This window comes from Burkholderia humptydooensis (genome assembly GCF_001513745.1).
In the GTDB taxonomy this organism is placed as follows: domain Bacteria; phylum Pseudomonadota; class Gammaproteobacteria; order Burkholderiales; family Burkholderiaceae; genus Burkholderia; species Burkholderia humptydooensis.
This window is the reverse complement of the sequence record NZ_CP013382.1, coordinates 447,765-473,246: the sequence shown is the minus strand read 5'-3', so window position 1 is coordinate 473,246 and position 25,482 is coordinate 447,765. Positions and strand designations below refer to the sequence as shown.

19 protein-coding genes, 2 tRNA genes and 3 rRNA genes are annotated in these 25,482 nt (G+C 64.6%); 5 read left to right on the top strand and 19 right to left on the bottom strand.

The window, feature by feature from the left end:
* Positions 1 to 218: 218 nt before the first annotated feature.
* A complete protein-coding gene (locus AQ610_RS21420; RefSeq protein WP_006028481.1) occupies positions 219 to 1,418 on the top strand; it encodes an amino acid aminotransferase in 1,200 nt (399 codons plus the stop codon).
* A 181-nt stretch (positions 1,419 to 1,599) separates the two neighbouring features.
* On the opposite strand, the gene AQ610_RS21415 is transcribed toward AQ610_RS21420, so the two are convergent.
* Complete coding sequence (locus tag AQ610_RS21415) at positions 1,600 to 2,388, bottom strand: 3-hydroxybutyrate dehydrogenase (protein WP_043283057.1); 789 nt, start codon at positions 2,386 to 2,388, stop codon at positions 1,600 to 1,602.
* A 188-nt stretch (positions 2,389 to 2,576) separates the two neighbouring features.
* Here AQ610_RS21415 and AQ610_RS21410 point away from each other — a divergent pair, with 188 nt between their 5' ends.
* Positions 2,577 to 3,548 (top strand): potassium channel beta subunit family protein, encoded by a 972-nt coding sequence (locus AQ610_RS21410; protein WP_009914333.1) that lies wholly within the window; start codon positions 2,577 to 2,579, stop codon positions 3,546 to 3,548.
* A 140-nt stretch (positions 3,549 to 3,688) separates the two neighbouring features.
* Positions 3,689 to 4,534, top strand: a complete 846-nt coding sequence (locus AQ610_RS21405) for a 23S rRNA (adenine(2030)-N(6))-methyltransferase RlmJ (RefSeq protein WP_009914331.1) — start codon at positions 3,689 to 3,691, stop codon at positions 4,532 to 4,534.
* 12 nt (positions 4,535 to 4,546) lie between these two features.
* Here AQ610_RS21405 and AQ610_RS21400 read toward each other — a convergent pair whose 3' ends face one another.
* From AQ610_RS21400 to phnS, 15 genes are all read right to left on the bottom strand, one after another.
* A complete protein-coding gene (locus tag AQ610_RS21400; protein WP_006028477.1) occupies positions 4,547 to 4,861 on the bottom strand; it encodes a hypothetical protein in 315 nt (104 codons plus the stop codon).
* A gap of 155 nt (positions 4,862 to 5,016) precedes the next feature.
* Positions 5,017 to 5,163, bottom strand: coding sequence for a DUF3563 family protein (locus tag AQ610_RS34430; protein ID WP_006028476.1), 147 nt, complete (start codon positions 5,161 to 5,163; stop codon positions 5,017 to 5,019).
* Between the two features lie 220 nt (positions 5,164 to 5,383).
* Positions 5,384 to 5,788: a Cu(I)-responsive transcriptional regulator gene (cueR, locus tag AQ610_RS21395; protein WP_009914330.1), complete on the bottom strand. Its 405-nt coding sequence runs from the start codon at positions 5,786 to 5,788 to the stop codon at positions 5,384 to 5,386.
* A 157-nt stretch (positions 5,789 to 5,945) separates the two neighbouring features.
* A 5S ribosomal RNA gene (gene rrf / locus AQ610_RS21390) occupies positions 5,946 to 6,058 on the bottom strand.
* 183 nt (positions 6,059 to 6,241) lie between these two features.
* Positions 6,242 to 9,121: ribosomal RNA gene (locus AQ610_RS21380) — 23S ribosomal RNA — on the bottom strand.
* A gap of 329 nt (positions 9,122 to 9,450) precedes the next feature.
* Positions 9,451 to 9,526, bottom strand: a tRNA-Ala gene (locus AQ610_RS21375).
* Positions 9,527 to 9,563: 37 nt separating this feature from the next.
* Positions 9,564 to 9,640: transfer RNA gene (locus AQ610_RS21370), tRNA-Ile, on the bottom strand.
* A 64-nt stretch (positions 9,641 to 9,704) separates the two neighbouring features.
* A 16S ribosomal RNA gene (locus tag AQ610_RS21365) occupies positions 9,705 to 11,235 on the bottom strand.
* Together the 16S, 23S and 5S rRNA genes with 2 tRNA genes alongside form the textbook arrangement of a ribosomal RNA operon.
* Before the next feature lie 508 nt (positions 11,236 to 11,743).
* A complete protein-coding gene (locus AQ610_RS21355) occupies positions 11,744 to 12,292 on the bottom strand; it encodes a phosphonate degradation HD-domain oxygenase (RefSeq protein ID WP_009914327.1) in 549 nt (182 codons plus the stop codon).
* A 4-nt stretch (positions 12,293 to 12,296) separates the two neighbouring features.
* Positions 12,297 to 13,751 (bottom strand): phosphonoacetaldehyde dehydrogenase, encoded by a 1,455-nt coding sequence (gene phnY / locus AQ610_RS21350; RefSeq protein WP_006028966.1) that lies wholly within the window; start codon positions 13,749 to 13,751, stop codon positions 12,297 to 12,299.
* Complete coding sequence (gene phnA / locus AQ610_RS21345) at positions 13,748 to 15,019, bottom strand: phosphonoacetate hydrolase (RefSeq protein ID WP_009914324.1); 1,272 nt, start codon at positions 15,017 to 15,019, stop codon at positions 13,748 to 13,750. The genes phnY and phnA overlap by 4 nt, the downstream gene beginning before the upstream one ends.
* Before the next feature lie 31 nt (positions 15,020 to 15,050).
* Positions 15,051 to 15,905 (bottom strand): 2-aminoethylphosphonate ABC transport system, membrane component PhnV, encoded by an 855-nt coding sequence (gene phnV / locus AQ610_RS21340; protein ID WP_006028968.1) that lies wholly within the window; start codon positions 15,903 to 15,905, stop codon positions 15,051 to 15,053.
* The gene (phnU, locus tag AQ610_RS21335; protein WP_006028969.1) at positions 15,895 to 16,842 is read right to left on the bottom strand and encodes a 2-aminoethylphosphonate ABC transporter permease subunit; all 948 of its coding nucleotides are present in this window, start codon (positions 16,840 to 16,842) and stop codon (positions 15,895 to 15,897) included. Before phnU ends, phnV begins: the two co-directional genes overlap by 11 nt.
* On the bottom strand, positions 16,820 to 17,917 hold the full coding sequence (gene phnT, locus AQ610_RS21330) for a 2-aminoethylphosphonate ABC transport system ATP-binding subunit PhnT (RefSeq protein ID WP_006028970.1): 1,098 nt from the start codon (positions 17,915 to 17,917) through the stop codon (positions 16,820 to 16,822). The genes phnU and phnT overlap by 23 nt, the downstream gene beginning before the upstream one ends.
* 56 nt (positions 17,918 to 17,973) lie before the next feature.
* A complete protein-coding gene (gene phnS, locus AQ610_RS21325) occupies positions 17,974 to 19,056 on the bottom strand; it encodes a 2-aminoethylphosphonate ABC transporter substrate-binding protein (protein WP_006028971.1) in 1,083 nt (360 codons plus the stop codon).
* Between the two features lie 240 nt (positions 19,057 to 19,296).
* Between phnS and AQ610_RS21320 the strand changes: the two genes are divergently transcribed.
* Entirely contained in the window at positions 19,297 to 20,406 is a 1,110-nt protein-coding gene (locus tag AQ610_RS21320) for a 2-aminoethylphosphonate--pyruvate transaminase (RefSeq protein ID WP_006028972.1), read from the top strand.
* Positions 20,407 to 20,498: 92 nt separating this feature from the next.
* Here AQ610_RS21320 and AQ610_RS21315 read toward each other — a convergent pair whose 3' ends face one another.
* The 3 genes from AQ610_RS21315 to aroQ are packed head-to-tail and all read right to left on the bottom strand — an operon-like array spanning position 20,499 to position 23,201.
* Entirely contained in the window at positions 20,499 to 21,845 is a 1,347-nt protein-coding gene (locus AQ610_RS21315; RefSeq protein WP_006028973.1) for an MFS transporter, read from the bottom strand.
* Positions 21,846 to 21,894: 49 nt separating this feature from the next.
* Complete coding sequence (locus AQ610_RS21310) at positions 21,895 to 22,749, bottom strand: shikimate dehydrogenase (RefSeq protein WP_006028974.1); 855 nt, start codon at positions 22,747 to 22,749, stop codon at positions 21,895 to 21,897.
* A complete protein-coding gene (aroQ, locus tag AQ610_RS21305) occupies positions 22,746 to 23,201 on the bottom strand; it encodes a type II 3-dehydroquinate dehydratase (protein ID WP_009914313.1) in 456 nt (151 codons plus the stop codon). Before aroQ ends, AQ610_RS21310 begins: the two co-directional genes overlap by 4 nt.
* 263 nt (positions 23,202 to 23,464) lie before the next feature.
* Here aroQ and AQ610_RS21295 point away from each other — a divergent pair, with 263 nt between their 5' ends.
* Positions 23,465 to 25,471: a bifunctional sugar phosphate isomerase/epimerase/4-hydroxyphenylpyruvate dioxygenase family protein gene (locus tag AQ610_RS21295; protein WP_043283194.1), complete on the top strand. Its 2,007-nt coding sequence runs from the start codon at positions 23,465 to 23,467 to the stop codon at positions 25,469 to 25,471.
* Positions 25,472 to 25,482: the final 11 nt, after the last annotated feature.

The following is a 25,482-nucleotide window of genomic DNA, read 5'->3' as shown; positions in this document are numbered from 1 at the left end:
GCTCCGCATCGCCGTGCTCGGGATTTGGCGGCCGGACGCGCAAAAACCGCGCGCGCGGCCGAGACATTAGCCGAATGGAGACGTCGAATTCGTTACAATGGCAAGCTGCCGCGTTTCGCTTTCGCTTTCGCGCCGGACTGCCGAGCGTTGCCCGATGATCGCCGGCCCGCATCGACGCCCGAAGCTGACCCTCTTTTCACAACTGCTGCGAATCAATTATGTCGCTCTTCTCCGCTGTCGAACTTGCCCCCCGCGACCCTATCCTGGGCCTGAACGAAGCCTTCAACGCCGACACTCGCCCGACCAAGGTGAATCTGGGCGTCGGCGTCTACACCAACGAGGACGGCAAGATTCCGCTGCTGCGTGCGGTGCGCGACGCGGAAAAGGCGCGGGTCGAAGCCGGCCTGCCGCGCGGCTATCTGCCGATCGACGGGATTGCCGCCTATGACGCGTCGGTGCAGAAGCTGCTGCTCGGCGACGATTCGCCGCTGATCGCGGCCGGCCGCGTCGTGACGGCGCAGGCGCTCGGCGGCACGGGCGCACTGAAGATCGGCGCAGACTTCCTGCACACGCTGAATCCGAAGGCAAAAGTCGCGATCAGCGATCCGAGCTGGGAAAACCACCGTGCGCTGTTCGACATGGCAGGTTTCGAAGTCGTCGCGTACCCGTACTACGACGCGAAGACGAACGGCGTCAACTTCGACGGCATGCTGGCCGCGCTCAACGGTTACGAGCCGGGCACGATCGTCGTGCTGCACGCCTGCTGCCACAACCCGACGGGCGTCGACCTGAACGACGCGCAATGGGCGCAAGTGGTCGAGGTCGTGAAGGCGCGCCAGCTCGTGCCGTTCCTCGACATCGCCTATCAGGGCTTCGGCGAGAGCATCGAGGCCGATGCGGCCGCGGTGCGCCTCTTCGCGGCGGCGGATCTGAACGTGTTCGTGTCGTCGTCGTTCTCGAAGTCGTTCTCGCTGTACGGCGAGCGCGTCGGCGCGCTGTCGATCATCACCAACAGCAAGGACGAAGCCGCACGCGTGCTGTCGCAGTTGAAGCGCGTGATCCGCACGAACTACTCGAACCCGCCGACGCACGGCGGCGCGATCGTCGCCGCGGTGCTCGCTTCGCCGGAACTGCGCGCTTCGTGGGTGCAGGAACTGGGCGAAATGCGCGATCGCATCCGCGCGATGCGCAACGGCCTCGTCGAGCGCCTGAAGGCGGCCGGCGTCGAGCGCGACTTCAGCTTCATCAATGCGCAACGCGGGATGTTCTCGTACTCGGGCCTGACGTCGGCGCAAGTCGACCGTCTGCGCGAAGAGTTCGGCATCTATGCGGTGAGCACCGGCAGGATCTGCGTCGCGGCGCTCAACACGCGCAACATCGACGTCGTCGCAAACGCGATCGCCGTGGTGCTGAAGTAAAGCGGGCGCCGCCGCTACGGAAACGAGAAACGCGCTCCCGGCGGAGCGCGTTTCTTTATGTCCCAGGTCACACGGGACTCCGCCCGGGACTCACGCGCGGCCGCGGGCAGCCGAACGGCCGAAACAACGCAAAATGGCCGTGCCATGCCGCACTTCGACGCTTGCTCATTCAAGCCACCGCTTACTGCATGAACCAGCCGTGGCTGACGACGAACGACTGGCCGGTCAGCGCCGCGCTCGGGAACGCCGACAGGAACAGCACCGTCTTCGCGACGTCCTCGACCGTCGTGAACACGCCGTCCACCGTCTGGCCGAGCATCACCTTCTTCACCACGTCCTCTTCGCTGATCCCCAGCTCCTTCGCCTGCTCCGGAATCTGCTTGTCGACGAGCGGCGTGCGCACGAAGCCCGGACACACGACATGCGAGCGCACGTTGTGCTTCGCGCCTTCCTTCGCCAGCACGCGCGCGAGGCCCAGCAGCCCGTGCTTGGCCGTCACGTACGCCGACTTCAGCGGCGACGCCTCGTGCGAGTGCACCGAGCCCATGTAGATCACCACGCCGCCGCGATCGTCCTTGTACATGTGTTTGAGCGCGGCCTTCGTCGTCAGGAACGCGCCGTCGACGTGGATCGCCTGCATCTTCTTCCAGTCGGCGAACGCGTAGTTCTCGATCGGATTGACGATCTGGATGCCCGCGTTCGACACGAGGATGTCGACCGAGCCGAACGTCTCGGCCACCTTGTCGATGCCGGCGTTGACCGCGTCCTCGTTGGTCACGTCCATCGCGACGCCGATCGCCTGGCCGCCCGCCTGCTTGATCTGCCCGGCCACCGCGTTCGCGCCGTCCTGATTCAGGTCGGCGATCGCCACCGCCGCGCCCGCGCGCGCGAGCTCCAGCGCGATTTCCTTGCCGATGCCGCTTGCTGCGCCCGTCACGACGGCCGCCTTCCCGTTCAAGTTCGAAGTCATTCCCCAAGCCTCCGTCAGTCAAGTCAATGAAAGCATCGCGTCCGGCATCGATCCAGTCTGCCGGATAGCATAGGCCGAATGGCGCGGCTGTCGCCGCGCGGCCGACACCGCTATTGTGCATGAACGGGACCGCGCATCGCGGTCAAACGAGCTAAGCTTGTGGTCGGTCACGCTCGATCGGAGGCGTTATGAACTACCGAAGGCTGGGACGTTCCGGATTGCAGGTCAGCGAGCTGTCGATCGGTTCATGGGTCACCTACGGCAACCAGGTCGACCGCCGTACGGCGCGAGAATCGCTGGCTGCCGCGCGCGACGCCGGCGTCAATTTCTTCGACAACGCCGAAGTGTATGCGGGCGGCAAATCAGAGGAAATCATGGGGCATGCGCTGAAGTCCCTCGGCTGGCCGCGCATCAGTTACGTGGTGTCGACGAAGTTTTTCTGGGGGCTCGCAGAAGCGCCGAATCAGTACCACACCCTCAACCGCAAATACTTGCTGAACGCGATCGACGCGTCGCTGCAGCGCCTTCAGCTCGACTACGTCGACCTCGTGTTCTGCCATCGTCCCGATCCCAATACGCCGATCGAGGAAACCGTATGGGCGATGAGCGACATCATCGCGCGCGGCAAGGCACTCTATTGGGGTACGTCCGAATGGAGTGCCGACGAGATTCGCGCCGCATACGAAATTGCTGAACGGCATCATCTGCGCAAGCCGACGATGGAGCAGCCGCAATACAACCTGTTCCATCGCAAGCGAGTCGAGCTGGAATACAGGCGTCTCTATGAAGACTTCGGCATGGGGCTCACGACCTGGAGCCCGCTCGCTTCGGGGCTGCTGACAGGAAAATACCGGCATGGCGTTCCCGCCGGAAGCCGAGCCGAAATTCACGGCTACGACTGGCTGCGCGAGCAATTGACAGACCCGGCGAGGAACAGCGTCGTGGAAGCGCTCGGCGAGATTGCGAACGACCTCGGTTGCACCGTCGGCCAGCTCGCCCTTGCGTGGGTACTGAAAAACCCTCGCGTCAGCACGGTGATCACCGGCGCATCGCGCGTCGAGCAGATCGTCGAGAACATGCGCGCGCTCGACGTGGCGGCAAAGATCACGCCGGACGCGAAGCAGCGAATCGAGCAGATCGTCGGCGATGCGTATCAATAGCCGAACGGCAGGCCGTGTTGCATACTCGCGTACAATACGCGACCGCATCGGCCGGCCACATCCGCGAGCCAGTATCACCGCATGATCTGCACGCCCGGCGCTTGGCCGATTTTCACGTATCGCTCCGTATTTCTCTCGCCATGCTCAGCTATCGTCACGGCTTTCACGCCGGCAATCACGCGGACGTCCTCAAACACGCCGTCGTCGTGCAGTTGCTGCGTTATTTGAACAAGAAAGACAAGTCGTATTGGTACATTGATACGCACGCTGGCGCAGGCGTCTATTCGCTGTTCGACGGCTATGCGGCGAAAACCGGCGAATTCAGCACGGGGATCGAAAAAATTTGGGACGCGACGGATCTGCCCGAGGCGCTGTCCGACTATGTCGACGAAGTGCGCGCGCTGAACAGCGACGGCGAGTTGCGCTACTACCCGGGCTCGCCCTATCTCGCATGGCGGCTGATGCGCGAACAGGACCGGATGCGCTTGTTCGAGTTGCACAGTACCGAAATCGACGTGCTGCGTCACAATTTCCGTGACGCTGGACGCCGCGCGATGATCTACGCCGGCGACGGATTCGAAGGCATCAAGGCATTGCTGCCGCCGCCACCGCGGCGTGCGCTCGTGCTGGTCGATCCGTCATACGAGGACAAGCGCGATTACGCGAAGACGATCGCTTGCGTCGAGGAAAGCCTGAAGCGATTTGCAACGGGGTGCTATGCGATCTGGTATCCGCAGGTAAGCCGCCCGGAATCGCAGAAATTCCCCGATCACCTGAAGCAGTTGCAGCCGAACAACTGGCTGCATCTGAGCTTGACGGTAAGCCGGCCGCCATCGGACGGCTTTGGGCTTTTCGGCAGCGGGATGTTCATTCTGAACCCGCCATATACGCTGGTCGATACGATGAAGGAAACGCTGCCTTATCTCGTCGAAGTGCTCGGCCAGGACGGCGGCGCGAAATTCGCGATCGAGCATCGCGCCAACTAACCGGAACGCCGCTTATTGACGCGGCTGGGGCGCCTTGAGCGGAACGGCCGAGTTCGGCACTTCGATATACGGGATGACGACCAACGGCGCAGTCGAACCGGGTGGCAGTTCAGTCATCGGGGCGGGTTGCGTCGGCGCGACGATTGGCGCACGCGATAATGGCGCGTTTTGCAGCACGATGCCGCTCTTGCCGTCGTGAATTCCGCTTTGGGTATCCAGGATCAGCGGTGCACGCGTGCTGTCCGATCCGGCGACCGCGGCTGTCGCGATACCGAACAATGCAGCGCAGCTCGTCGCATAGCAAAAGAAGCGATTGACGACTCTCATCCGGCCCCCGTTTCAGACGATGTTGATTGTATGTTGATAGACGGTGATCTCTGGCGCACGACATTTTCAGCTTACAAAAAGACAAAGCCCCGTCAATACGGGGCTTTCCTTTGCTTGCGCATCGAGCGCGTGGTGCGGCGTCTTGCCGCGCCGAGTTACAGCGAGTAGCCGTTGGTTTCCAGCGAGCGGATACGCTGTTCGAGCTGAACGATGTCGCTCGACGATGCCAGATAGGCTTCACGGCGGTTGCGTTCTGCAGCCTCAAACCAGTTGCTCAGCTTTTCGATGATGTAGGCAAACATGTTGGCTCTCCAAGGAAGGTTGAGATCCCCTGGTGAATCGATGTCAGGGATATCACGTATAGGGTTAACCCGATTATAGCGGGATTGCACCAACTTGCCAGTGAAATGCTCGAATGCGATGCATGCCAGTTTGGAATAGCTCAAACAATCCCAGCTTAAGCGCCTGATTTTTTTGGATATTTCCTCGGCTTGCGACGGCAAGACCCTACCCTTGCATGCACTACTTTGGATCACAACAAGGATCCGCCAAGCGCTCCAAAATGGGGCAGTCTGGACGATCGTCCCCGTTGCAATGGGCTGCAAGGTTCGCGAGCGTATTCCGCATGTCCGTAAGCTCGGCGATCCGGCCATCGAGCTCGGCCACGTGCGCGAGCGCGATCGCTTTGACTTCGGCGCTTGCCCTTGAGCGATCCTGCCAGAGTGCGAGCAGTCTCCTGATGTCGTCGACAAGAAATCCGAGCCGCCGCGCCTGCCGAATGAAGCGAAGCAAATGGATCTCCTCGTCTTGGTAGACGCGATATCCAGAATCGGTCCGCTTCGCGGGATTGAGAAGCCCCACGCTCTCGTAGTAGCGAATCATTTTCGCGCTGACACCCGAAGCCTTTGCGGCCCTCCCGATATTCACGACGTGCTCCAGACAGGATCGAAGAATCAGATGTTAGCGCGTTCTTCCGATTCTTTTCTTGGATGACTGGGGGATGCGCCCGCGCGTTGTTTTTTGTTGAGGCTGGGGTAAAAGGCGAAACCCCCGCCTGTGAGGGACGGGGGTTTCAAGAGGAGGAGCCTGACGATTACCTACTTTCACACGGGGATCCGCACTATCATCGGCGTGGAGTCGTTTCACGGTCCTGTTCGGGATGGGAAGGGGTGGGACCGACTCGCTATGGTCATCAGGCAAAGAGGGTTGTTGCGCTGCTTGGCAGCGCAACCAATCTTGGAAGAAGCAGTAATTTTGGGTTGTGAGGTTGTATCTCACACATACGCGGTACTTCAACCGCTGTACGTCGAGTGCCTTGCACTCGACGCTCGATATCCGTAAGCGCTGAAGCGCTAACGGCTATCGAGACAGACTTGTTATAGGATCAAGCCTTACGGGCAATTAGTATCGGTTAGCTGAACGCATTACTGCGCTTACACACCCGACCTATCAACGTCCTGGTCTCGAACGACCCTTCAAGGGGATCAAGTCCCCGGGGAAGTCTCATCTTAAGGCGAGTTTCCCGCTTAGATGCTTTCAGCGGTTATCTCTTCCGAACATAGCTACCCGGCGATGCGACTGGCGTCACAACCGGTACACCAGAGGTTCGTCCACTCCGGTCCTCTCGTACTAGGAGCAGCCCCCTTCAAACTTCCAACGCCCACGGCAGATAGGGACCAAACTGTCTCACGACGTTTTAAACCCAGCTCACGTACCTCTTTAAATGGCGAACAGCCATACCCTTGGGACCGGCTACAGCCCCAGGATGAGATGAGCCGACATCGAGGTGCCAAACACCGCCGTCGATATGAACTCTTGGGCGGTATCAGCCTGTTATCCCCAGAGTACCTTTTATCCGTTGAGCGATGGCCCTTCCATACAGAACCACCGGATCACTATGACCTGCTTTCGCACCTGCTCGACTTGTCGGTCTCGCAGTTAAGCACGCTTATGCCATTGCACTATCAGCACGATTTCCGACCGTACCTAGCGTACCTTCGTACTCCTCCGTTACGCTTTGGGAGGAGACCGCCCCAGTCAAACTGCCTACCATGCACTGTCCCCGACCCGGATCACGGGCCAAGGTTAGAACCTCAAACAAACCAGGGTGGTATTTCAAGGACGGCTCCACCGAAACTAGCGTTCCGGTTTCATAGCCTCCCACCTATCCTACACAGATCGGTTCAAAGTCCAATGCAAAGCTACAGTAAAGGTTCATGGGGTCTTTCCGTCTAGCCGCGGGTAGATTGCATCATCACAAACACTTCAACTTCGCTGAGTCTCGGGAGGAGACAGTGTGGCCATCGTTACGCCATTCGTGCAGGTCGGAACTTACCCGACAAGGAATTTCGCTACCTTAGGACCGTTATAGTTACGGCCGCCGTTTACCGGGACTTCAATCAAGAGCTTGCACCCCATCATTTAATCTTCCGGCACCGGGCAGGCGTCACACCCTATACGTCCACTTTCGTGTTTGCAGAGTGCTGTGTTTTTATTAAACAGTCGCAGCCACCAGTTTATTGCAACCCCTTCACCCTCTGCGCGCAGGCGCATCAAGCTACCAGGGCGTACCTTATCCCGAAGTTACGGTACCAATTTGCCGAGTTCCTTCTCCCGAGTTCTCTCAAGCGCCTTAGAATACTCATCTCGCCCACCTGTGTCGGTTTGCGGTACGGTCATCGTTAGACTGAAGCTTAGAGGCTTTTCTTGGAACCACTTCCAATTGCTTCGCTCCCGAAGGAGCTCGCGCCACACCCTTGAATCCTGCGCCCGGATTTGCCTAAGCGCCTTCTCCAATGCAGCGACCGGGACTTCCAACACCCGGACAACCTTCCGCGATCCGTCCCCCCATCGCATCTAACGACGGTGCAGGAATATTGACCTGCTTCCCATCAGCTACGCATTTCTGCCTCGCCTTAGGGGCCGACTCACCCTACGCCGATGAACGTTGCGTAGGAAACCTTGGGCTTACGGCGAGGGGGCCTTTCACCCCCTTTATCGCTACTCATGTCAGCATTCGCACTTCCGATACCTCCAGCACACCTTACAGTGCACCTTCGCAGGCTTACGGAACGCTCTCCTACCATGCGTGCAAGCACGCATCCGCAGCTTCGGTATATGGCTTAGCCCCGTTACATCTTCCGCGCAGGACGACTCGATCAGTGAGCTATTACGCTTTCTTTAAAGGGTGGCTGCTTCTAAGCCAACCTCCTGACTGTTTTAGCCTTCCCACTTCGTTTCCCACTTAGCCATATTTGGGGACCTTAGCTGGCGGTCTGGGTTGTTTCCCTCTTGACACCGGACGTTAGCACCCGATGTCTGTCTCCCGTGATTGCACTCTTCGGTATTCGGAGTTTGCTATGGCGGGGTAATCTGCAATAGACCCCCCAACCATGACAGTGCTCTACCCCCGAAGGTGAGACACGAGGCACTACCTAAATAGTTTTCGGAGAGAACCAGCTATTTCCAGGTTTGTTTAGCCTTTCACCCCTATCCACAGCTCATCCCCTAACTTTTCAACGTTAGTGGGTTCGGACCTCCAGTACGTGTTACCGCACCTTCATCCTGGCCATGGATAGATCACCTGGTTTCGGGTCTACGCCCAGCAACTGAACGCCCTATTCGGACTCGCTTTCGCTACGCCTGCCCTATTCGGTTAAGCTTGCTACTGAACGTAAGTCGCTGACCCATTATACAAAAGGTACGCCGTCACCCCCGAAGAGGCTCCGACTGTTTGTATGCATGCGGTTTCAGGATCTATTTCACTCCCCTCCCGGGGTTCTTTTCGCCTTTCCCTCACGGTACTGGTTCACTATCGGTCGATCACGAGTATTTAGCCTTGGAGGATGGTCCCCCCATCTTCAGACAGGATTTCACGTGTCCCGCCCTACTTGTCGTACACCTAGTTCTTTCATACTGTTTTCGCCTACAGGGCTATCACCTGCTATGGCCGCACTTTCCAGAGCGTTCGGCTAACAATACAAATAAAGAGTACAGGCTCTTCCCATTTCGCTCGCCACTACTTTGGGAATCTCGGTTGATTTCTTTTCCTGCGGTTACTTAGATGTTTCAGTTCACCGCGTTCGCCTCACATGACCTATGTATTCAGTCATGGATACTCCAAAAGGAGTGGGTTTCCCCATTCGGACATCTACGGATCAAAGCTCGTTTGCCAGCTCCCCGTAGCTTTTCGCAGGCTACCGCGTCCTTCATCGCCTGTGATCGCCAAGGCATCCACCACATGCACTTGTTCGCTTGACCCTATAACGAGTCTGTCTCTCGATCATCGTTAGCGCTTTAGCGCTTACGAGGATCCGATACAAAGTACGTTACAGGTTGAGTTCTCGCGTTGTGCCGTATTCCAAGTATGAGTTCAACCTTGCGGTTCGAATCATCTTGAGATACATCGATACAATCACAACCCGGATAACTTCCACGTCCATCTCAAAGACGCTTCCGCTATCCAAATTACTTACTTCTTCCAGATTGTTAAAGAACGACAGCCGATACAGTTGCCTGCATCACTCTGACTGGCTCAATCGCCAAGGACAAAGATTCGACTCAAGTCGAACGCTTGTCATTGAAGATTGTGGTGGAGGCAGACGGGATCGAACCGACGACCCCCTGCTTGCAAAGCAGGTGCTCTCCCAGCTGAGCTATGCCCCCGTACAGAGACACTCAGGTTCCCTTCTCGCCAGACAATTGGTGGGTCTGGTTGGATTCGAACCAACGACCCCCGCCTTATCAAGACGGTGCTCTAACCGACTGAGCTACAGACCCCTGAGTCTGTCCTGATTCACAGCCGATAAGCGTGAGCGCTCAACTTCGCGGATTTAAGCTCGAGAAAGGAGGTGATCCAGCCGCACCTTCCGATACGGCTACCTTGTTACGACTTCACCCCAGTCATGAATCCTACCGTGGTGACCGTCCTCCTTGCGGTTAGACTAGCCACTTCTGGTAAAACCCACTCCCATGGTGTGACGGGCGGTGTGTACAAGACCCGGGAACGTATTCACCGCGGCATGCTGATCCGCGATTACTAGCGATTCCAGCTTCATGCACTCGAGTTGCAGAGTGCAATCCGGACTACGATCGGTTTTCTGGGATTGGCTCCCCCTCGCGGGTTGGCGACCCTCTGTTCCGACCATTGTATGACGTGTGAAGCCCTACCCATAAGGGCCATGAGGACTTGACGTCATCCCCACCTTCCTCCGGTTTGTCACCGGCAGTCTCCTTAGAGTGCTCTTGCGTAGCAACTAAGGACAAGGGTTGCGCTCGTTGCGGGACTTAACCCAACATCTCACGACACGAGCTGACGACAGCCATGCAGCACCTGTGCGCCGGTTCTCTTTCGAGCACTCCCGCCTCTCAGCAGGATTCCGACCATGTCAAGGGTAGGTAAGGTTTTTCGCGTTGCATCGAATTAATCCACATCATCCACCGCTTGTGCGGGTCCCCGTCAATTCCTTTGAGTTTTAATCTTGCGACCGTACTCCCCAGGCGGTCAACTTCACGCGTTAGCTACGTTACTAAGGAAATGAATCCCCAACAACTAGTTGACATCGTTTAGGGCGTGGACTACCAGGGTATCTAATCCTGTTTGCTCCCCACGCTTTCGTGCATGAGCGTCAGTATTGGCCCAGGGGGCTGCCTTCGCCATCGGTATTCCTCCACATCTCTACGCATTTCACTGCTACACGTGGAATTCTACCCCCCTCTGCCATACTCTAGCCCGCCAGTCACCAATGCAGTTCCCAGGTTGAGCCCGGGGATTTCACATCGGTCTTAGCGAACCGCCTGCGCACGCTTTACGCCCAGTAATTCCGATTAACGCTCGCACCCTACGTATTACCGCGGCTGCTGGCACGTAGTTAGCCGGTGCTTATTCTTCCGGTACCGTCATCCACCCCGGTTATTCGCCAGAATGATTTCTTTCCGGACAAAAGTGCTTTACAACCCGAAGGCCTTCTTCACACACGCGGCATTGCTGGATCAGGCTTGCGCCCATTGTCCAAAATTCCCCACTGCTGCCTCCCGTAGGAGTCTGGGCCGTGTCTCAGTCCCAGTGTGGCTGGTCGTCCTCTCAGACCAGCTACTGATCGTCGCCTTGGTAGGCCTTTACCCCACCAACTAGCTAATCAGCCATCGGCCAACCCTATAGCGCGAGGCCCGAAGGTCCCCCGCTTTCATCCTCAGATCGTATGCGGTATTAATCCGGCTTTCGCCGGGCTATCCCCCACTACAGGACATGTTCCGATGTATTACTCACCCGTTCGCCACTCGCCGCCAGACCGAAGTCCGCGCTGCCGTTCGACTTGCATGTGTAAGGCATGCCGCCAGCGTTCAATCTGAGCCAGGATCAAACTCTTCAGTTCAATGCCTGTTACTGTTTTCGGTTGTTTCCAACCGGTCGCTCACTCAAAGCTGACAGGTCGTGAATTGCTTCACAAACCTGGCTTACTTTTGTGTGAGACTCTTGATACTTTTGCTCGCGATCCGAAGATCGTCCGCCACATCAAGCGCCCACACTTATCGGCTGTTCATTGTTAAAGAGCATATCTGCGAGAAGATTTCACCACTTTCCACCGCCTTCTCAGCAGCGCTGCGTTGTCAGCAGCAGAGAAATGAGATTATGATCACTTATTCGCAGCGCGTCAACATCTTTTTTACCGCCGCGCCACCGAAACCTCGTCATCGCCGTCTCGCGCTCCCGCCCGTCCTCGCGGTCGACCGTACTGCCTGAGCTCAAGACTTCCCACTTCCCCCTTCGCGCCGCGTTCGCCGCAGCGCGAAAGAGGCGTGATTCTAAGCACATCCCCTCCCCCGCGCAAGCCCTTTTTGAGGGTCTCGTTATAGATATGGATGCGGGAGTCGGTCGTTACTTCATGACGCCATGACGCGCGCAACCGCGCGCATGTAGTGATCCAGATCCGGCGTCGGCTTGCCGGCCACCTTCGCGAGATCGTCCCAGCGCCGCACGCGGATCGCGTCCGGCGCATAAGGACGCTTCAGAAACGCCTCGGCTTCCGCATCCGAGAAGACGCCACCCTGCAGATGCAAGCTGCGCACCGAGTCCGCGGACAGGCGCGCGTAATACGAGGCGTCGATCGCGCACAGGCAGCGCTTCGCGTCGACGTGCAGCCGGATCGGCTCCAGCACCGCGTCGGAAAACAGCGGCCGCAGGAACGGCAGCACGTAATACTGATGCAGGTCGTCGATGCCGTGCGCGGTCGGCGTCTCGCCCTGGCGGTTCAGCAGGTGGCCCAGATCGTGCAGCAGCGCCGCCGCGATCAGCGCGTCGCCCGCGCCCGCCTCTTCGGCGAGCTGCGCGCTCTGCAGCGCATGCTCGCGCTGCGTCACCGGCTCGCCGCTGTAGGCAATGTCGCCGTGGCGGTCGAACAGCATGCGAATGTCATCGAGGGTCAGCGCCATTTCGTCACGCCCACGGTAAAGAGAACGTCTTCAGATTCGTGAAGCTCTTCATCGCTTCCTGCACTCCTTCCTTGTATCCCAGACCCGAATCCTTGATGCCGCCGAACGGCGTCAGCTCGAGCCGGTAGCCCGGCACCTCCCACACGTTCACCGTGCCGACGTTCAGTTCGTTGACGAAACGCACGATCGCATCCGCGCGATCCGTGCACACGCCCGACGACAGGCCGAATGCGGTGCCGTTGCTGATCCGGATCGCGTCGTCGATCGTGTCGAACGCGATGATCGGCGACACGGGCCCGAACGTCTCCTCGCGCACGAGCGTCATCGACGCGTCGACGCGGTCGAGCACCGTCGGCGCATACAGCGCGCCGCGCCGCGCGTTGCCCGTCAGCAGGCGCGCGCCGTGCGACACCGCTTCGTCGACGCGCGCCTCGAACAGCGCGGCGGCAGCCTCGTCGATCACCGTCCCCATCCGGTTCGCCGGGTCGAACGGATCGCCGTATGTCCACGCGCGGGTCTGCTCGACGAGCAGTTCCGTGAAGCGCGGCGCGACGCGCTTCTGCACGAGGATGCGCTTCACCGCCGTGCAGCGCTGCCCCGAATTCTTGTACGAGCCCTGCGCGGCGAGCGTCGCCGCGCGTTCGAGGTCGGCGTCGTCGAGCACGATCAGCGGATCGTTGCCGCCCAGCTCGAGCACGATGCGCCGGTAGCCCGCCTTCGCCGCGATATATTTGCCGATCGCGACGCCGCCCGTGAACGTGATCAGCGTCGCGCTCGGGTGCGTCAGCAGTTCGTCGGCGATTTCGCGCGGATCGCCCGTCAGCACCTGCAGCATCGGCTCGGGCAAGCCCGCTTCGTACAGCACGTCGGCGAGATACAGCGCCGACAGCGGCACCTTCTCCGACGGCTTCACAATCACGCGGTTGTTCGTCGCGATCGCGGGCGCGATCTTGTGCGCGACCTGGTTCATCGGATGATTGAACGGCGTGATCGCGACGATCACGCCGTCGAGCGGCTGCCGCTGCGAGAACACGCGGCGCGACGTGCCGTGCGGCGTCAGATCGCACGAGTAGCTCTGCGCGTCGTCGCGCAGCGCCTCGATCGACGCGAACTTGAACACGTCCGCGACGCGGCCGATCTCGTAGCGCGAGTCCTGTTTCGACAGGCCCGATTCGAGCGAGATCAGCGTCGACGCCTCTTCCGCGCATGCGATCAGGCGCGCGGCCGCGCGCTCGAGGATCTGCGAGCGCTCGTAGCGCGACAGCGCCGGCCGGTACGCGGCCGCATAGTCGAACGCACGGCGCACGTCGTCGACCGTCGCGAGCGGCACCGTGCCGACGCGCCGCCCCGAATACGGGTCGAATACGTCGAGCGTGCGCGCGCGCGTCGCCCGCTCGCCGCGCCAGCGCAATGTCTCGCGGCGGTACGCGGGGTGATCGCGAAGCTCGCGCGTCGTCATGGCGCGGGCCGGTTCAGCGCGAGGTCGAACAGATCGAAGTTGCGCAGCCGGCGGCCCGGCTCGATGCCCTCGATCCGGCGATTGAACAGGAGCGGCACGCGCTGCTCGGACAGGCCGCCGTGCGAGCGCAGCGGCACCGTCAGCCCCGACAGGTCGTGCTCGCGCGCGCGCGTGCCGAGCGCGACGTCGCGCCGGCCCACGACGACGACGTCGCCGATCCGGTCGGCCGGCAGCTCGAAGCGCTCGGCCGCCGTCGCGTTGTCGAGCGCGAGCTCGATGCCGTCGAACTCGCGCAGCCGGCCGATCACCGCGCCCGCGTCGACGCCGTGAGCGACGTAGATCGTCGCGAACGAGCCGAGCGCGCCGTGATGGACGACGTAAGGATCGGTGATCGGCAGGATCACGCGCGCGCGGCGCGGCCCGAGCCACGCGTCGAGCGCGTCCTGCAGGTAGACGACGTTCGGCTCGCCCGTGCGCGGATCGTGCTTCGCGTTCATCCCGTGATCCGCGGTCAGGCCGATCACCCAGCCGAGCGCGTCGAGCGCCGCGAGGTAGCGGTCCATCATCGCGTAGAACGCGTTCGCGCCGTCGCTGCCCGGCGCGCATTTGTGCTGCACGTAATCGGTCGTCGACAGGTACATCAGGTCCGCGCGCCGGTTCCGCGCGAGCCGCACGCCCGCCGCGAGCACGAATTCCGACAGCGCCGCGCTGTAGACGTCGGGCGACGGCAGGCCGACGAAGTCGAGCACGTCGGCGATGCCGTTCTCGCCGAGGTTCGCCTGGTTCGCCTTCTCCGCCGAGAAGCACACGCCGCGCATCCGCCAGCCGAGCAGCCGGCGCAGCTTGTCCTTCGCCGTCACGACGGCGACCTTCGCGCCCGCGTCCGCCGCGGCCGCAAGCAGCGTGCCCGCGCGCAGGTACGCGGGATCGTTCATCATCACCGCGGCGCCCGCGCCGCCCTGCGCGTCCGGATCCCAGAAGAAGTTCCCGCAGATGCCGTGCACCGAAGGCGGCGCGCCGCACACGATCGACAGGTTGTTCGGGTTCGTGAACGACGGGATCACGCAGTCGGCGTCGAACGCCGAGCCCTCTCGCAGCATCCGCGCGATGAACGGCGCGACGCCCGCGTTCGCGGCCTCTTCGAGGTAATCGCATTCGCAGCCGTCGACGCAGACGGCGACGGTCGGCTCGGCCGGCATCCGGTAGACGCGGCCGTTGACTTCGATGTGTCGATTCATGGCGTTTCGCCCCTCGGGCCTTTCGTTCATGTTACGCGCGAACGGCGCGCCGACGCGCCGCTCATCGTGCCGGCCGCGGCGCGCGCGCCGCGATCGCGACGAGCGCGGCGAGCGACGCGCCAAGCAGCAGCAGCGACAGCGCCGACGCGGGCAGGTAGTAGCCGCGCTCGACGTCGCCGATCACGACGATCGGCACGGTCGCGAAGCCCGGCGGATAGACGGTCAGCGTCGCGCCGAGCTCGCCGAGCGACAGCGCGAAGCCGAGCGCGAGGCTCGCGCGGATCGCCGGCACGAGCTGCGGCAGCAGCACGCGGCGCAGCACCATCGCGGGCGGCGCGCCGAGGCTCGCCGCCGCCTCGCGCAGCACGGTCAGCTCGGGGCGCAGCGCGGCGGCCGCGCACCGGTAGCAGAACGGCAGCACGAGCGCGAGCTGCACGAGCACGACGATCGCGGGCGAGCTCGACAGGTCGACGGGCTTCGCGTGATACGCGATCAGCACCGCAAGCCCGAGCACGACGCTCGGCACGCCGTTCGGCAGCATCACGAGCGCATCGACGAGCGCGCCGACGCCGCGCCGCGCGCGGCCTTCGAGCGCGAGCGCCAGCGCGATGCCGAGCGCCGTGCCGAGCGCGGCGACGCCGAGCCCGATCTCGAGGCTCGCGGCGAGCGCGTCGAACTCGGGCCGACCGAGGCGCTCGAACCAGCGCAGGCTGTAGCCGGCCGGCAGGATCGTGCCCGACCAGTGCTCGGCGACGCTCGACAGCGCGACGACCACGACGGGCAGCACGAACAGCCAGCAGCAGGCGGCGGCCGCGAGCGCGACGAGCGCGCGAGCCGCGACGCGCGACGCCGCATCGGTCCAGCGCAGCTCGCGGCGCGGCACCGCCGCGGCGCGCGTCGGGAAATCAGCGGACATCGCGCCCTCCTTCGCTCGCGCGCCGGCTCATCCGCCGGTACAGCGCATAGAGCGTGAGCGACATCGCGAGCATCACGACCGCGCCCGCGGCCGCGGCCGGCAGATCGATGTCGACGGTCGCGCTGCTGTAGATCGCCACCGGCAGCGTGACGAGCCGCGCGCTGCCGAGCACGAGCAGGATGCCGAATTCGTTCAGCGTCAGCAGGAAGCACAGGATCACGCCCGCCGCGATGCCCGGCCACGCGAGCGGCAGTACGACGCGCCGCGCGCGCATCCAGCCGTTCGCGCCGAGGCTCGAAGCGGCTTCGACGAGCCGCGGATCGAGCGTCGCGAACGACGCGAGCGTCGGCCGCACGACGAACGGCGTGTAGAACACCGTCTGCGCGAGGATCACGCCGCCCGTGCCGAACAGGAAATCGAGCGGCGGCGCGTCGAGGCCGAAGACGCGTTGCAGCGCGATGCTGACCGAGCCTTGCGAGCCGTACAGGAAGATCAGCGTGAACGCGACGAGAAACGACGGGAACGCGACATATAGCTCGAGGAAGCGCGTGACGAGCGACGCGCCCGGAAACGGCCGGAAGAACAGCAGCGCGGCGAGCAGCACGCCGACGACCGACGCGGTGCCCGCGCTCGTGAACAGCACCCACAGCGTCGTGCCGAGCACATCGCGGACGTCGTGGCTCGCGAAAAAGGTTCGGTACGCGGCGAGCGTCGGGCCGTGATCGCCGAGCACGCTCAGCAGCACGAGCCGCGCGAGCGGATACAGCACGAGCGGGCCGAGCACGACGGCCGCGAGCGCGACGATGCGCACGGTCGAGCGCCGCTCGCGGCGCCGCGCGGCGGCGTCGTGCGCGGCGGCCGACGCGCGGATGCGGGCGTGCGCCGCGGGATCGGCGGCGAGCGCCGCCCGCGGCTCAAGGTGAGATAAGGACGACATCGTCCGCCTCGCAATCGAGCGATACGCGCGCGCCGCGCTCGGGCGCCGGGCCGCGGCCGCGCTGCATCGCGACGAGCACCGGCTCGTCGCACGCCGCATCGAGCATCACGGTCAGCGACAGCGCCGCGCCGTGCCATTCGACCGACGCGATCGTGCCGTGCAGCCGCCCTTCGCCGAGCGGCCGCACGGCGAGCCGTTCCGGCCGCACGCACGCGACCTTGTCGCGCACGTCGTGGCGCGGATCGCCGAACGCAAACACGACGTTCGGCGGCAGCAGGTTCGCCGCGCCCAGGTATCGCGCGACGAAGCCGTCGGCGGGCGCGTCGTACAACTGCTGCGGCGTGCCGAGCTGCGCGACGCGGCCGTCGCGCATCAGGAGCGCGCGGTCGGCGAGCACGAGCGCGTCGTCGCGATCGTGCGTCACGCAGACGACGGTCAGGTTCGGCAGCCGCTCGTGCAGCGCCTTCAGCTCGCTGCGCACCGACGCGCGCAGGTTCGCGTCGAGCGCGGACAGCGGCTCGTCGAGCAGCAGCACGTCCGGCTCGATCACGAGCGCGCGCGCGAGCGCGACGCGCTGCTGCATCCCGCCCGACAGTTGCGCGGGCAGATGATGGCCGGCGTCGCCGAGCTGCACGAGCTTGAGCGCATCGGCGACGCGACGCGCGATGTCCGCGGACGACATGCGCCGCGCGCGCAGCCCGAACGCGACGTTCTCGAATACGGTCAGGTGCGGGAACAGCGCGTAGTTCTGGAACAGCAATCCGAGATTGCGCTTGTGCGGCGGCGCGTGCGTCAGGTCGCGGCCGGCGACGGCGAGCGTGCCCGCCAGGCCGTCCGCCTTCACGAAGCCGGCGATGAAGCGCAGCAACGTCGTCTTGCCGCAGCCGCTCTTGCCGAGCACGGCGAGCAGTTCGCCCGCGCCGATGTCGAGCGACAGATCGTCGAGCACCGTGCGCGCGCCGTAGCGCACGCTCAGGTGCTCGATGCGCACGCCGCCAGGCGCGCCCGCGCGCGGCGCCGCGTGCGGGCGCGCCGCATCGAACGCGCCGGAATGGGTGAGACTTGCGGTATCCACCAGGTTTCGTCCTTCGACACGTCATCGCGTCGGCTTGCCGCGGCCGCGGCGTCCGCTCATTTCGGCTTGACGACTTCGGTCTGCTTGCCCGAATCGCCGATCACCTCCTTCTTCCAGCGCTCGGTCCACACGGGCTTCTTCGCCATCACCGCGTTCCAGTCGACCGGGATCAGCTTCACGCCGGCGATCGCACGCTTCACCGCCTCGCCGTTCCTGCCCGCGAGCGGCACGTCGGTGCGGCCCGGAATGCCGAACATGTCGGGCACCTTCGCCTGCACGTCGGTCGACATCAGGTAGTCGATCAGCTTCTTGCCCGCGTCCTGGTTCGGGCTGCCCTTGATGAGGCCGATCGCGTACGGCAACTGGAACGTCGTCGGCGGCTCGCCTTCCTTCGCGGCGACGAAGATCGGCTTGATCGACAGGCCGCCGTGCTCGGCGTCGTCAAGATCCATCTGCAGGTCGCCGTTCGCGACCGCGATCTCGTTGCGCGACAGCAGCACGTTCAGGTAGCCCGTGCCCTTCGTGTGGAACTTCACGCCGCGCTCGAGCTTCGCGAGATAGTCGAACGCCTTGTCCTCGCCCATCAGCGCGCTCGTCAGGATGATGACGGCCATTCCGTCGCCCGCCGTCGCCGGGTTCGAGTACGCGAGCTTGCCGCTGTAGTCGGGATGCAGCAGATCGGCGAACGTCTTCGGCTGGCTCTTCACGACCGACGGGTTGATCGCGAACGAGAAGTAGTTGTTGACGAACGTCGCCCACGAGCCGTCTTCCGCCTTCGCGATCGCCGGCACGTTCTTGTAGTTGACGCTGCGGTACGGCTGCAAGAGGCCCAACTGGCCCGCCTGCTGGATGAACGGCGGCAGCGTGACGATCACGTCGGCCTTGGGCGAGCCCTTCTCGACGTTCGCGCGGTTCACCACTTCGCCGCTGCCCGCCGTCACGATGTTCACCTTCACGCCTTCCTGCTTCTCGAACGCGGGCAGCACGTCGCGGTACAGGTTCTCGAGGCCGTCCGCCGTGTACAGCACGACGGCTGCCGCCTGCGCGTGCGTCGCCGCGCCTTGCAACAGCGCGGCTGCGCCGGCGGCGAGCGCGAAGCGGCGCCAGGCGCCGCCGCGCGGGAAATTCGAATACGTCATGTCGCTTCTCCGTAGGGTGGAACCACGAACGGCCGAACGGCGCGCAAACCTCGTCCGCACGGGCCGCGCCGCCGGCCCGCCGCAGCCGGACGCTCCGGTCTTTCGCGGCACCCGAAGCATCACAGCGTTCGATGACAGCTCCGTGACGATCGATCTGATTTCCAAAAAACGACACATTTCGCCACTATCCTCCACATCCGCCAACGACCCGATTTCGGCCTTTTCCGGAGTGATGAAGCCATGCCACAACGTGATCCCATCCTGCTGACGCCCGGCCCGCTGACGACGTCGCGCATCACACGCGACGCGATGCTGCGCGACTGGGGCTCGTGGGACGCCGCTTTCAACCGGCTGACGAAGAGCGTCTGCGCGGATCTCGTGCGGATCGCGGACGGCGGCGACGCATACGTCTGCGTGCCGCTGCAAGGCAGCGGCACGTTCGCCGTCGAGGCGGCGCTCGGCACGCTCGTGCCGCGCGACGGTTGCGTGCTCGTGCCGGACAACGGCGCGTATTGCGCGCGGATCGCGAGGATTCTGCGCCGGCTCGGCATCGCGCACGTCGAGCTGCGGTTCGCCGAAGACGAGCCGGCGAGCGCGCAAGCGATCGACGCGGCGCTCGCGCGCGACGCGCGCATCACGCACGTCGCGCTCGTGCATCTGGAGACGAGCGCCGGCCTGCTGAACCCGCTCGACGACATCGCCGCCGTCTGCCGCGCGCGCGGCAAGGCGCTGCTCGTCGATGCGATGAGTTCGTTCGGCGCGCTGCCGATCGCGCTCGCGGGCAGCGGCATCGATGCGCTGGTCTCGGCGAGCGGCAAGTGTCTGGAAGGGGTGCCCGGCATGGGCTTCGTGATCGTGCGGCGCGCGCTGCTCGAGGCGGCTGAGGGGCGCTCGCCGTCGGTCGCGCTCGATCTGCACGACCAGTACGCGTACATGCAGCGCACGTCGCAATGGCGCTTCACGCCGCCGACGCACGTGCTCGCCGCGCTGCGCGCCGCGCTCGACCAGTTCTTCGACGAAGGCGGCCAGCCGGCGCGCGGCGCGCGCTATGCGCAGAACTGCACGACGCTCGTCGAGGGCATGCGCGCGCTCGGCTTCGAGCCGTTTCTCGACGCGCGCGCGCAGGCGCCCGTCATCGTCACGTTCCACGCGCCCGCCGACCCCGCGTATGCGTTCGCCGCGCTCTACGCGGCCGTGCGCGACGCGGGCTACGTGCTGTATCCGGGCAAGCTGACGACGGCCGACACGTTTCGCGTCGGCTGCATCGGCGCGCTCGGTGCGCCCGAGATGCGCGGCGCGGTGGCGGCGATCGGCGGCGCGCTGAAATCGCTCGGGATCGCGATGCGGTGACGCGCTCCTGCCGCCGTGCGCGACGCCGAAAAAAAACGGCGCGCGCGGCCCCAAGCCGCGCCGCGCGCGCCGCTCTTGCGGCGCGCTTGCCGCTACAGCTCGATCCGCTTGATGTCGCCGACGACGAAGATGTACGACAGCGCGCCGATCAGCGCGACGACGCCGATGAACGCGAGCGCGCCGACGAACGATCCGGTCGCCGCGACGATGAAACCGACGACGAGCGGCGTGACGATGCCCGCGAGGTTCGCGGCGAGGTTGAAGATGCCGCCCGTCGCGCCGAGGAGGCCCTCGGGCGCGATGTCGGACACGAGCGTCCAGCCGAGCGCGGCCATTCCCTGCGCGAAGAACGCGACCGACATGATCGCGATCACCGCCTCGTTGCTCCGCACGTAGTTCGCGAGCACGATCGTCGACGCGAGCAACAGGCCCGCGATGATCGGCAGCTTGCGCGCGACGTTCGCCGATTTCCCGCGGCGCAGCAGCCAGTCGGAGAAGAGCCCGCCGAACATCACGCCGACCGACGCGGCGATGAACGGCATCACCGCGAAGAAGCCGATCTTGAGCCAGCCCATGTGGCGCTCGGTCGCGAGGTAGGTCGGGAACCACGTGAGGAAGAACACGAGCGTCGAGTTGCCGGCGAACTGGCCGAGGCAGATGCCCGCGAGCTGGCGCTTCTTCAGCAATCGGCCGGCGATGCCCCAGTTGAACGTCGCGCGCGAGCCGCCGCCCGCCGCCGACTGCACGAGCCCGCCGCCTTCCTCGATGTACGCGAGCTCGGCCGCGTTCGCGCGCGGATGGTCCTTCGGCTCGTGATAGAACTTCCACCAGACGAAGCCGAACACAATGCCGACGCCGCCCACGACCCAGAAGAGCGAGCGCCAGCCGAACGCGCCCATCAGCGCGAACAGCGCGGGGCTCAGGAACGCGAGGCCGATGTATTCGCCGACGGTATAGGTGCCCGTCGCCATCGCGCGCTCCTTCTGCGGAAACCACGTCGCGACGACGCGGCTGTTGGTCGGAAAGCACGGCGCCTCGGAAAGGCCGAGCCCGAGCCGGCACGCGAGGAGCGGCGCGACGCCGTGCACGAAGCCCTGCAGCAGCGTGAACAGCGACCACAGCGTCATCGACCAGTAATAGGTGATCCTGCTGCCGAAGCGGTCGAGCAGCAGGCCGCCCGGCACCTGCGCGAGCACGTAGGTCCACGAGAACGCGGAGAACATCACGCCCATCGCCGCTGCGCCGATGCCGAGCTCTTTCGTGAGCCCCGGCGCCGCGACGCCGAGCACCGTGCGATCGAGATAATTGATCATCGTCCCGATCGCGAGCAGCGCGAGAATCCGGTAACGCGCATTCGAGCGCGGCTGCGCGGCGCCCGCCGCGCGGGCAGGCGCGCCGGCCGCGTTCGGCACGGCGTCGGTGTTGATCGGCTGGGGCATCGATGTCTCCTGTTGTATCTGTCTGTCTTTTCTGTCTGTGTCGGGGAATTCAGCGCGCGACGAGCGCCTGGAAGTGCCCGAACATCCGTTCGGCGTCCGGCGGGCGGCCGGTGAAGATCTCGAACGCGTCGGCCGCCTGGTACACCGCCATGCCGCCGCCCGGCAGCGTGCGGCAGCCGAGCGCGCGCGCGGTGCGGATCAGCTCGTTCTCGAGCGGGAAATAAACGATGTCGGCCACCCAGAGATCGCTTCGCAGCAGTTCCGCCGGCAGCGGCAGGCCCGGGTGCCCGAGCATGCCGGTCGGCGTCGCGTGAATGAGGCCGTTCGCGTTCGCGAGCGCGTCGGCGAGCGGGCCGCCCGCGCTCAGCCGCGCGTGCGGGAAGCGCGCCTGAAGTTGGTCGGCGAGCGCGAGCGCGCGCGTCGGGTCGACGTCGAAGAGCGCGAGTTCCGCCGCGCCCATCGTCAGCGCCGCATGCGCGACGGCCGCGCCCGCGCCGCCCGCGCCCAGTTGCACGACGCGTTCGAGCGGCGCGCCCGGCAGCCCGCGCGCGAACGCCTTCGCAAAGCCCGACCAGTCGGTGTTGTGTCCGATCCGCCGGCCGTCGAGCAAGCGCACCGTGTTGACCGCGCCGAGCGCGGCCGCGTCCGGCGACAGCTCGTCCAGATGCTCGATCACGCGCTGCTTGCACGGATGCGTGATGTTCAGGCCGTCGAAGCCCATCCGCTCGGCGGCCGCGAGCAGCTCGGGCAGCGCGTCGGCCGCGAGCCGCAGCGCGTCGAGATCGATGCGCCGGTACACGTAGCTCAAGCCCTGGCGGCGCCCCTCCTCCTCGTGCATCGCGGGCGACAGCGAACCGCCGATCCCGGCGCCGATCAGACCGATCAGAAACGAACGTCCGCTCATCGCGCACCCTCCTCGCGGATCAGCGTCGCGATCCGTTGCAGCGCGAGCACGTAGCCTTCGGTGCCGCAGCCGCAGATCACGCCATCGGCGACCGCCGACACGAACGAATGGTGACGGAACGCCTCGCGCCGGTGGACGTTCGAGATGTGCACTTCGATGATCGGCTTGCCGAGCGCGGCGAGCGCATCGGCGATCGCGACCGACGTGTGCGTGTACGCAGCCGGATTGATCACGACACCCTCGACGCGCTCGCGCGCTTCGTGCAGCCAGTCGATCAATTGATGCTCGGCGTTCGACTGGCGAAACTCGAGCGCGAGGCCGAGCGCGTGCGCGGCGTCCGCGCAGCGGCGCTCGACGTCCTGCAGCGTTTCCGAGCCGTAGATGTGCGGCTCGCGCTTGCCCAGCAGGTTCAGGTTCGGCCCGTTCAGGACCAGCACCTTCGGCTTGCTCATGTATGACACTCCGGTGAAAAACGGGTACGCATCCGTAGACGAACGCGCCCGCGTCGTCAAGATTCGGCGCCAGTGTGCGCTTGCGCTCGCGCAATGTCTTTCCGGGTTTTCTATAATTTGTACCATCCAGTTAGTTCGTATACTCTGCGACTCGCGCCTTTCCGACCCTCGACGGCGCGCGGCCGGCGATGCGGCGCGCCTCCTCCGACGGCGCGCCGCGTCCGTCCGGCCGCGAGCCGTCCTTCATCAGCAGGACATCCACCATGCAGCGTTCGATCGCCACCGTGTCGCTATCGGGCACGCTCGTCGAGAAGCTCAGCGCGATCCGCGCCGCCGGCTTCGACGGCGTCGAGATCTTCGAGAACGACTTGCTGTACTTCGACGGCTCGCCCGCCGACGTGCGCGCAATCGCCGCCGATCTCGGCCTCGACATCGTGCTGTTCCAGCCGTTTCGCGACTTCGAGGGCGTGCCGCCCGAGCGTCTCGCGCGCAATCTCGAGCGCGCGAGGCGCAAGTTCGAGCTGATGCACGAGCTCGGCGCGGACCGCATTCTCGTGTGCAGCAACGTGTCGCCGGACGCGATCGGCGACGACGCGCTGCTCGTCGACCAGTTGGGCGCGCTCGCGCGCGCCGCGCAGGAAGCGGGCGTCGTCGTCGCGTACGAGGCGCTTGCGTGGGGTCGGAACGTGAAGACCTACGGGCACGCGTGGCAGCTCGTCGACGCGGTCGACCATCCTCATCTCGGGCTCGCGCTCGACAGCTTCCACACGCTGTCGCTCGACGATTCGCCGGACGGCATCGCGCGCATTCCCGGCCACCGGATCGCGTTCGTGCAGATCGCCGACGCGCCGAAGCTCGCGATGGACGTGCTCGAATGGAGCCGGCATTACCGGTCGTTTCCGGGCCAGGGCGACTTCGACCTCGCGGGGTTCACCGCGCGCGTGATCGAATCGGGCTACGCAGGGCCGCTGTCGCTCGAAATCTTCAACGACGGCTTTCGCGCCGCGCCGACCGCGCTGACGGCCGCGGACGGCTATCGGTCGCTGCTGTATCTCGAGGAGACGACGCGCGAGCGGCTCGCGCGCGATGTGCGGCAGGCGCGGCAAGCGCAGCGGACACCGCGCGACCTGCCGGCGGCACGCGAGGCACGCGAGGCCAGCGAAGCGCGCGCCGCGAGCGCGCCGCGCGCGCACATCGCGCCGACGCCCTCACAGCCGCCCTCGCAGCCGCTCTTCGCGCCGCCGCCCGCGCCCGCGCACATCGGCTTTCAGTTCATCGAATTCGCAGTCGACGCGGCCGCCGCCGACAACGTCGCCGGCTGGCTCGGCAAGCTGCGCTTCAGGCGCGCGGGCCGCCATCGCTCGAAGGACGTGACGCTGTATCAGCACGGCGCGGCGTCGATCGTGCTGAACGCCGAGCGCGACTCGTTCGCCGACGCGTTCTTCCAGGCGCACGGCCTGTCGCTGTGCGCGTCGGCGTTTCGCGTCGACGACGCGCGCCTCGCGTTCGAGCGCGCGGCGGGCTACGGCTACGCGCCGTTCTCGGGCCGCGTCGGCCCGAACGAGCGCGTGCTGCAAAGCGTGCGCGCGCCCGACGGCAGCCTGAACTACTTCGTCGACGAGACGCCCGGCGCGCCGACGCTGTACGAATCGGATTTCGTGCTGACCGACATCGACGGGCCGAGCGAAGTCGGCCCGCTCGTCGGCATCGATCACGTGTGCCTCGCGCTGCCCGCCGACGCGCTCGATACGTGGGTGCTGTTCTTCAAGACCGCATTCGGCTTCGAGGCCGAGCGCAACTGGCTCGTGCCCGATCCGTACGGGCTCGTGCGCAGCCGCGCGGTGCGCAGCCCGGACGGCTCGGTGCGCATCGCGCTCAATGCGTCGGTGGACCGGCATACGGCCGTCGTCCGGTCGCTCGAGCGCTATCGCGGCACGGGGCTCAATCACGTTGCGTTCCGCACGAACGACATCGGCGCGGCGATCGCCGAATTCGCCGCCGACGGCGTGCCGTTCCTGCGGATTCCACGCAATTACTACGACGATCTCGCCGCGCGCTACGCGCTGCCCGACGAGACGATCGACACGCTGAGCCGCCATCACCTGCTGTACGACCGCGACGATGCGGGCGGCGAGTTCCTGCACGCGTACACCGAGCTCGTCGACGGCCGCTTCTCGTTCGAGATCGTCGAGCGGCGCGGCGGCTACGACGGATACGGCGCGGCGAACGCGGCCGTGCGGCTCGCGGCGCAGGCGCAGCGCGGGACATGAGCGGGCCGCCC

What these genes read in the sequence shown, in the direction of transcription:
- AQ610_RS21315 (WP_006028973.1), bottom strand. Translation starts at nt 21,845, where the DNA reads ATGCCCCAGCCGATCAACACCGACGCCGTGCCGAACGCGGCCGGCGCG.
- phnY (WP_006028966.1), bottom strand. Translation starts at nt 13,751, where the DNA reads ATGACGACGCGCGAGCTTCGCGATCACCCCGCGTACCGCCGCGAGACA.
- AQ610_RS21420 (WP_006028481.1), top strand. Translation starts at nt 219, where the DNA reads ATGTCGCTCTTCTCCGCTGTCGAACTTGCCCCCCGCGACCCTATCCTG.
- AQ610_RS21320 (WP_006028972.1), top strand. Translation starts at nt 19,297, where the DNA reads ATGCCACAACGTGATCCCATCCTGCTGACGCCCGGCCCGCTGACGACG.
- AQ610_RS21405 (WP_009914331.1), top strand. Translation starts at nt 3,689, where the DNA reads ATGCTCAGCTATCGTCACGGCTTTCACGCCGGCAATCACGCGGACGTC.
- AQ610_RS21400 (WP_006028477.1), bottom strand. Translation starts at nt 4,861, where the DNA reads ATGAGAGTCGTCAATCGCTTCTTTTGCTATGCGACGAGCTGCGCTGCA.
- phnU (WP_006028969.1), bottom strand. Translation starts at nt 16,842, where the DNA reads ATGTCGTCCTTATCTCACCTTGAGCCGCGGGCGGCGCTCGCCGCCGAT.
- AQ610_RS21355 (WP_009914327.1), bottom strand. Translation starts at nt 12,292, where the DNA reads ATGGCGCTGACCCTCGATGACATTCGCATGCTGTTCGACCGCCACGGC.
- phnA (WP_009914324.1), bottom strand. Translation starts at nt 15,019, where the DNA reads ATGAACGAAAGGCCCGAGGGGCGAAACGCCATGAATCGACACATCGAA.
- phnV (WP_006028968.1), bottom strand. Translation starts at nt 15,905, where the DNA reads ATGTCCGCTGATTTCCCGACGCGCGCCGCGGCGGTGCCGCGCCGCGAG.
- AQ610_RS21410 (WP_009914333.1), top strand. Translation starts at nt 2,577, where the DNA reads ATGAACTACCGAAGGCTGGGACGTTCCGGATTGCAGGTCAGCGAGCTG.
- aroQ (WP_009914313.1), bottom strand. Translation starts at nt 23,201, where the DNA reads ATGAGCAAGCCGAAGGTGCTGGTCCTGAACGGGCCGAACCTGAACCTG.
- AQ610_RS21310 (WP_006028974.1), bottom strand. Translation starts at nt 22,749, where the DNA reads ATGAGCGGACGTTCGTTTCTGATCGGTCTGATCGGCGCCGGGATCGGC.
- phnS (WP_006028971.1), bottom strand. Translation starts at nt 19,056, where the DNA reads ATGACGTATTCGAATTTCCCGCGCGGCGGCGCCTGGCGCCGCTTCGCG.
- AQ610_RS34430 (WP_006028476.1), bottom strand. Translation starts at nt 5,163, where the DNA reads ATGTTTGCCTACATCATCGAAAAGCTGAGCAACTGGTTTGAGGCTGCA.
- AQ610_RS21415 (WP_043283057.1), bottom strand. Translation starts at nt 2,388, where the DNA reads ATGACTTCGAACTTGAACGGGAAGGCGGCCGTCGTGACGGGCGCAGCA.
- AQ610_RS21295 (WP_043283194.1), top strand. Translation starts at nt 23,465, where the DNA reads ATGCAGCGTTCGATCGCCACCGTGTCGCTATCGGGCACGCTCGTCGAG.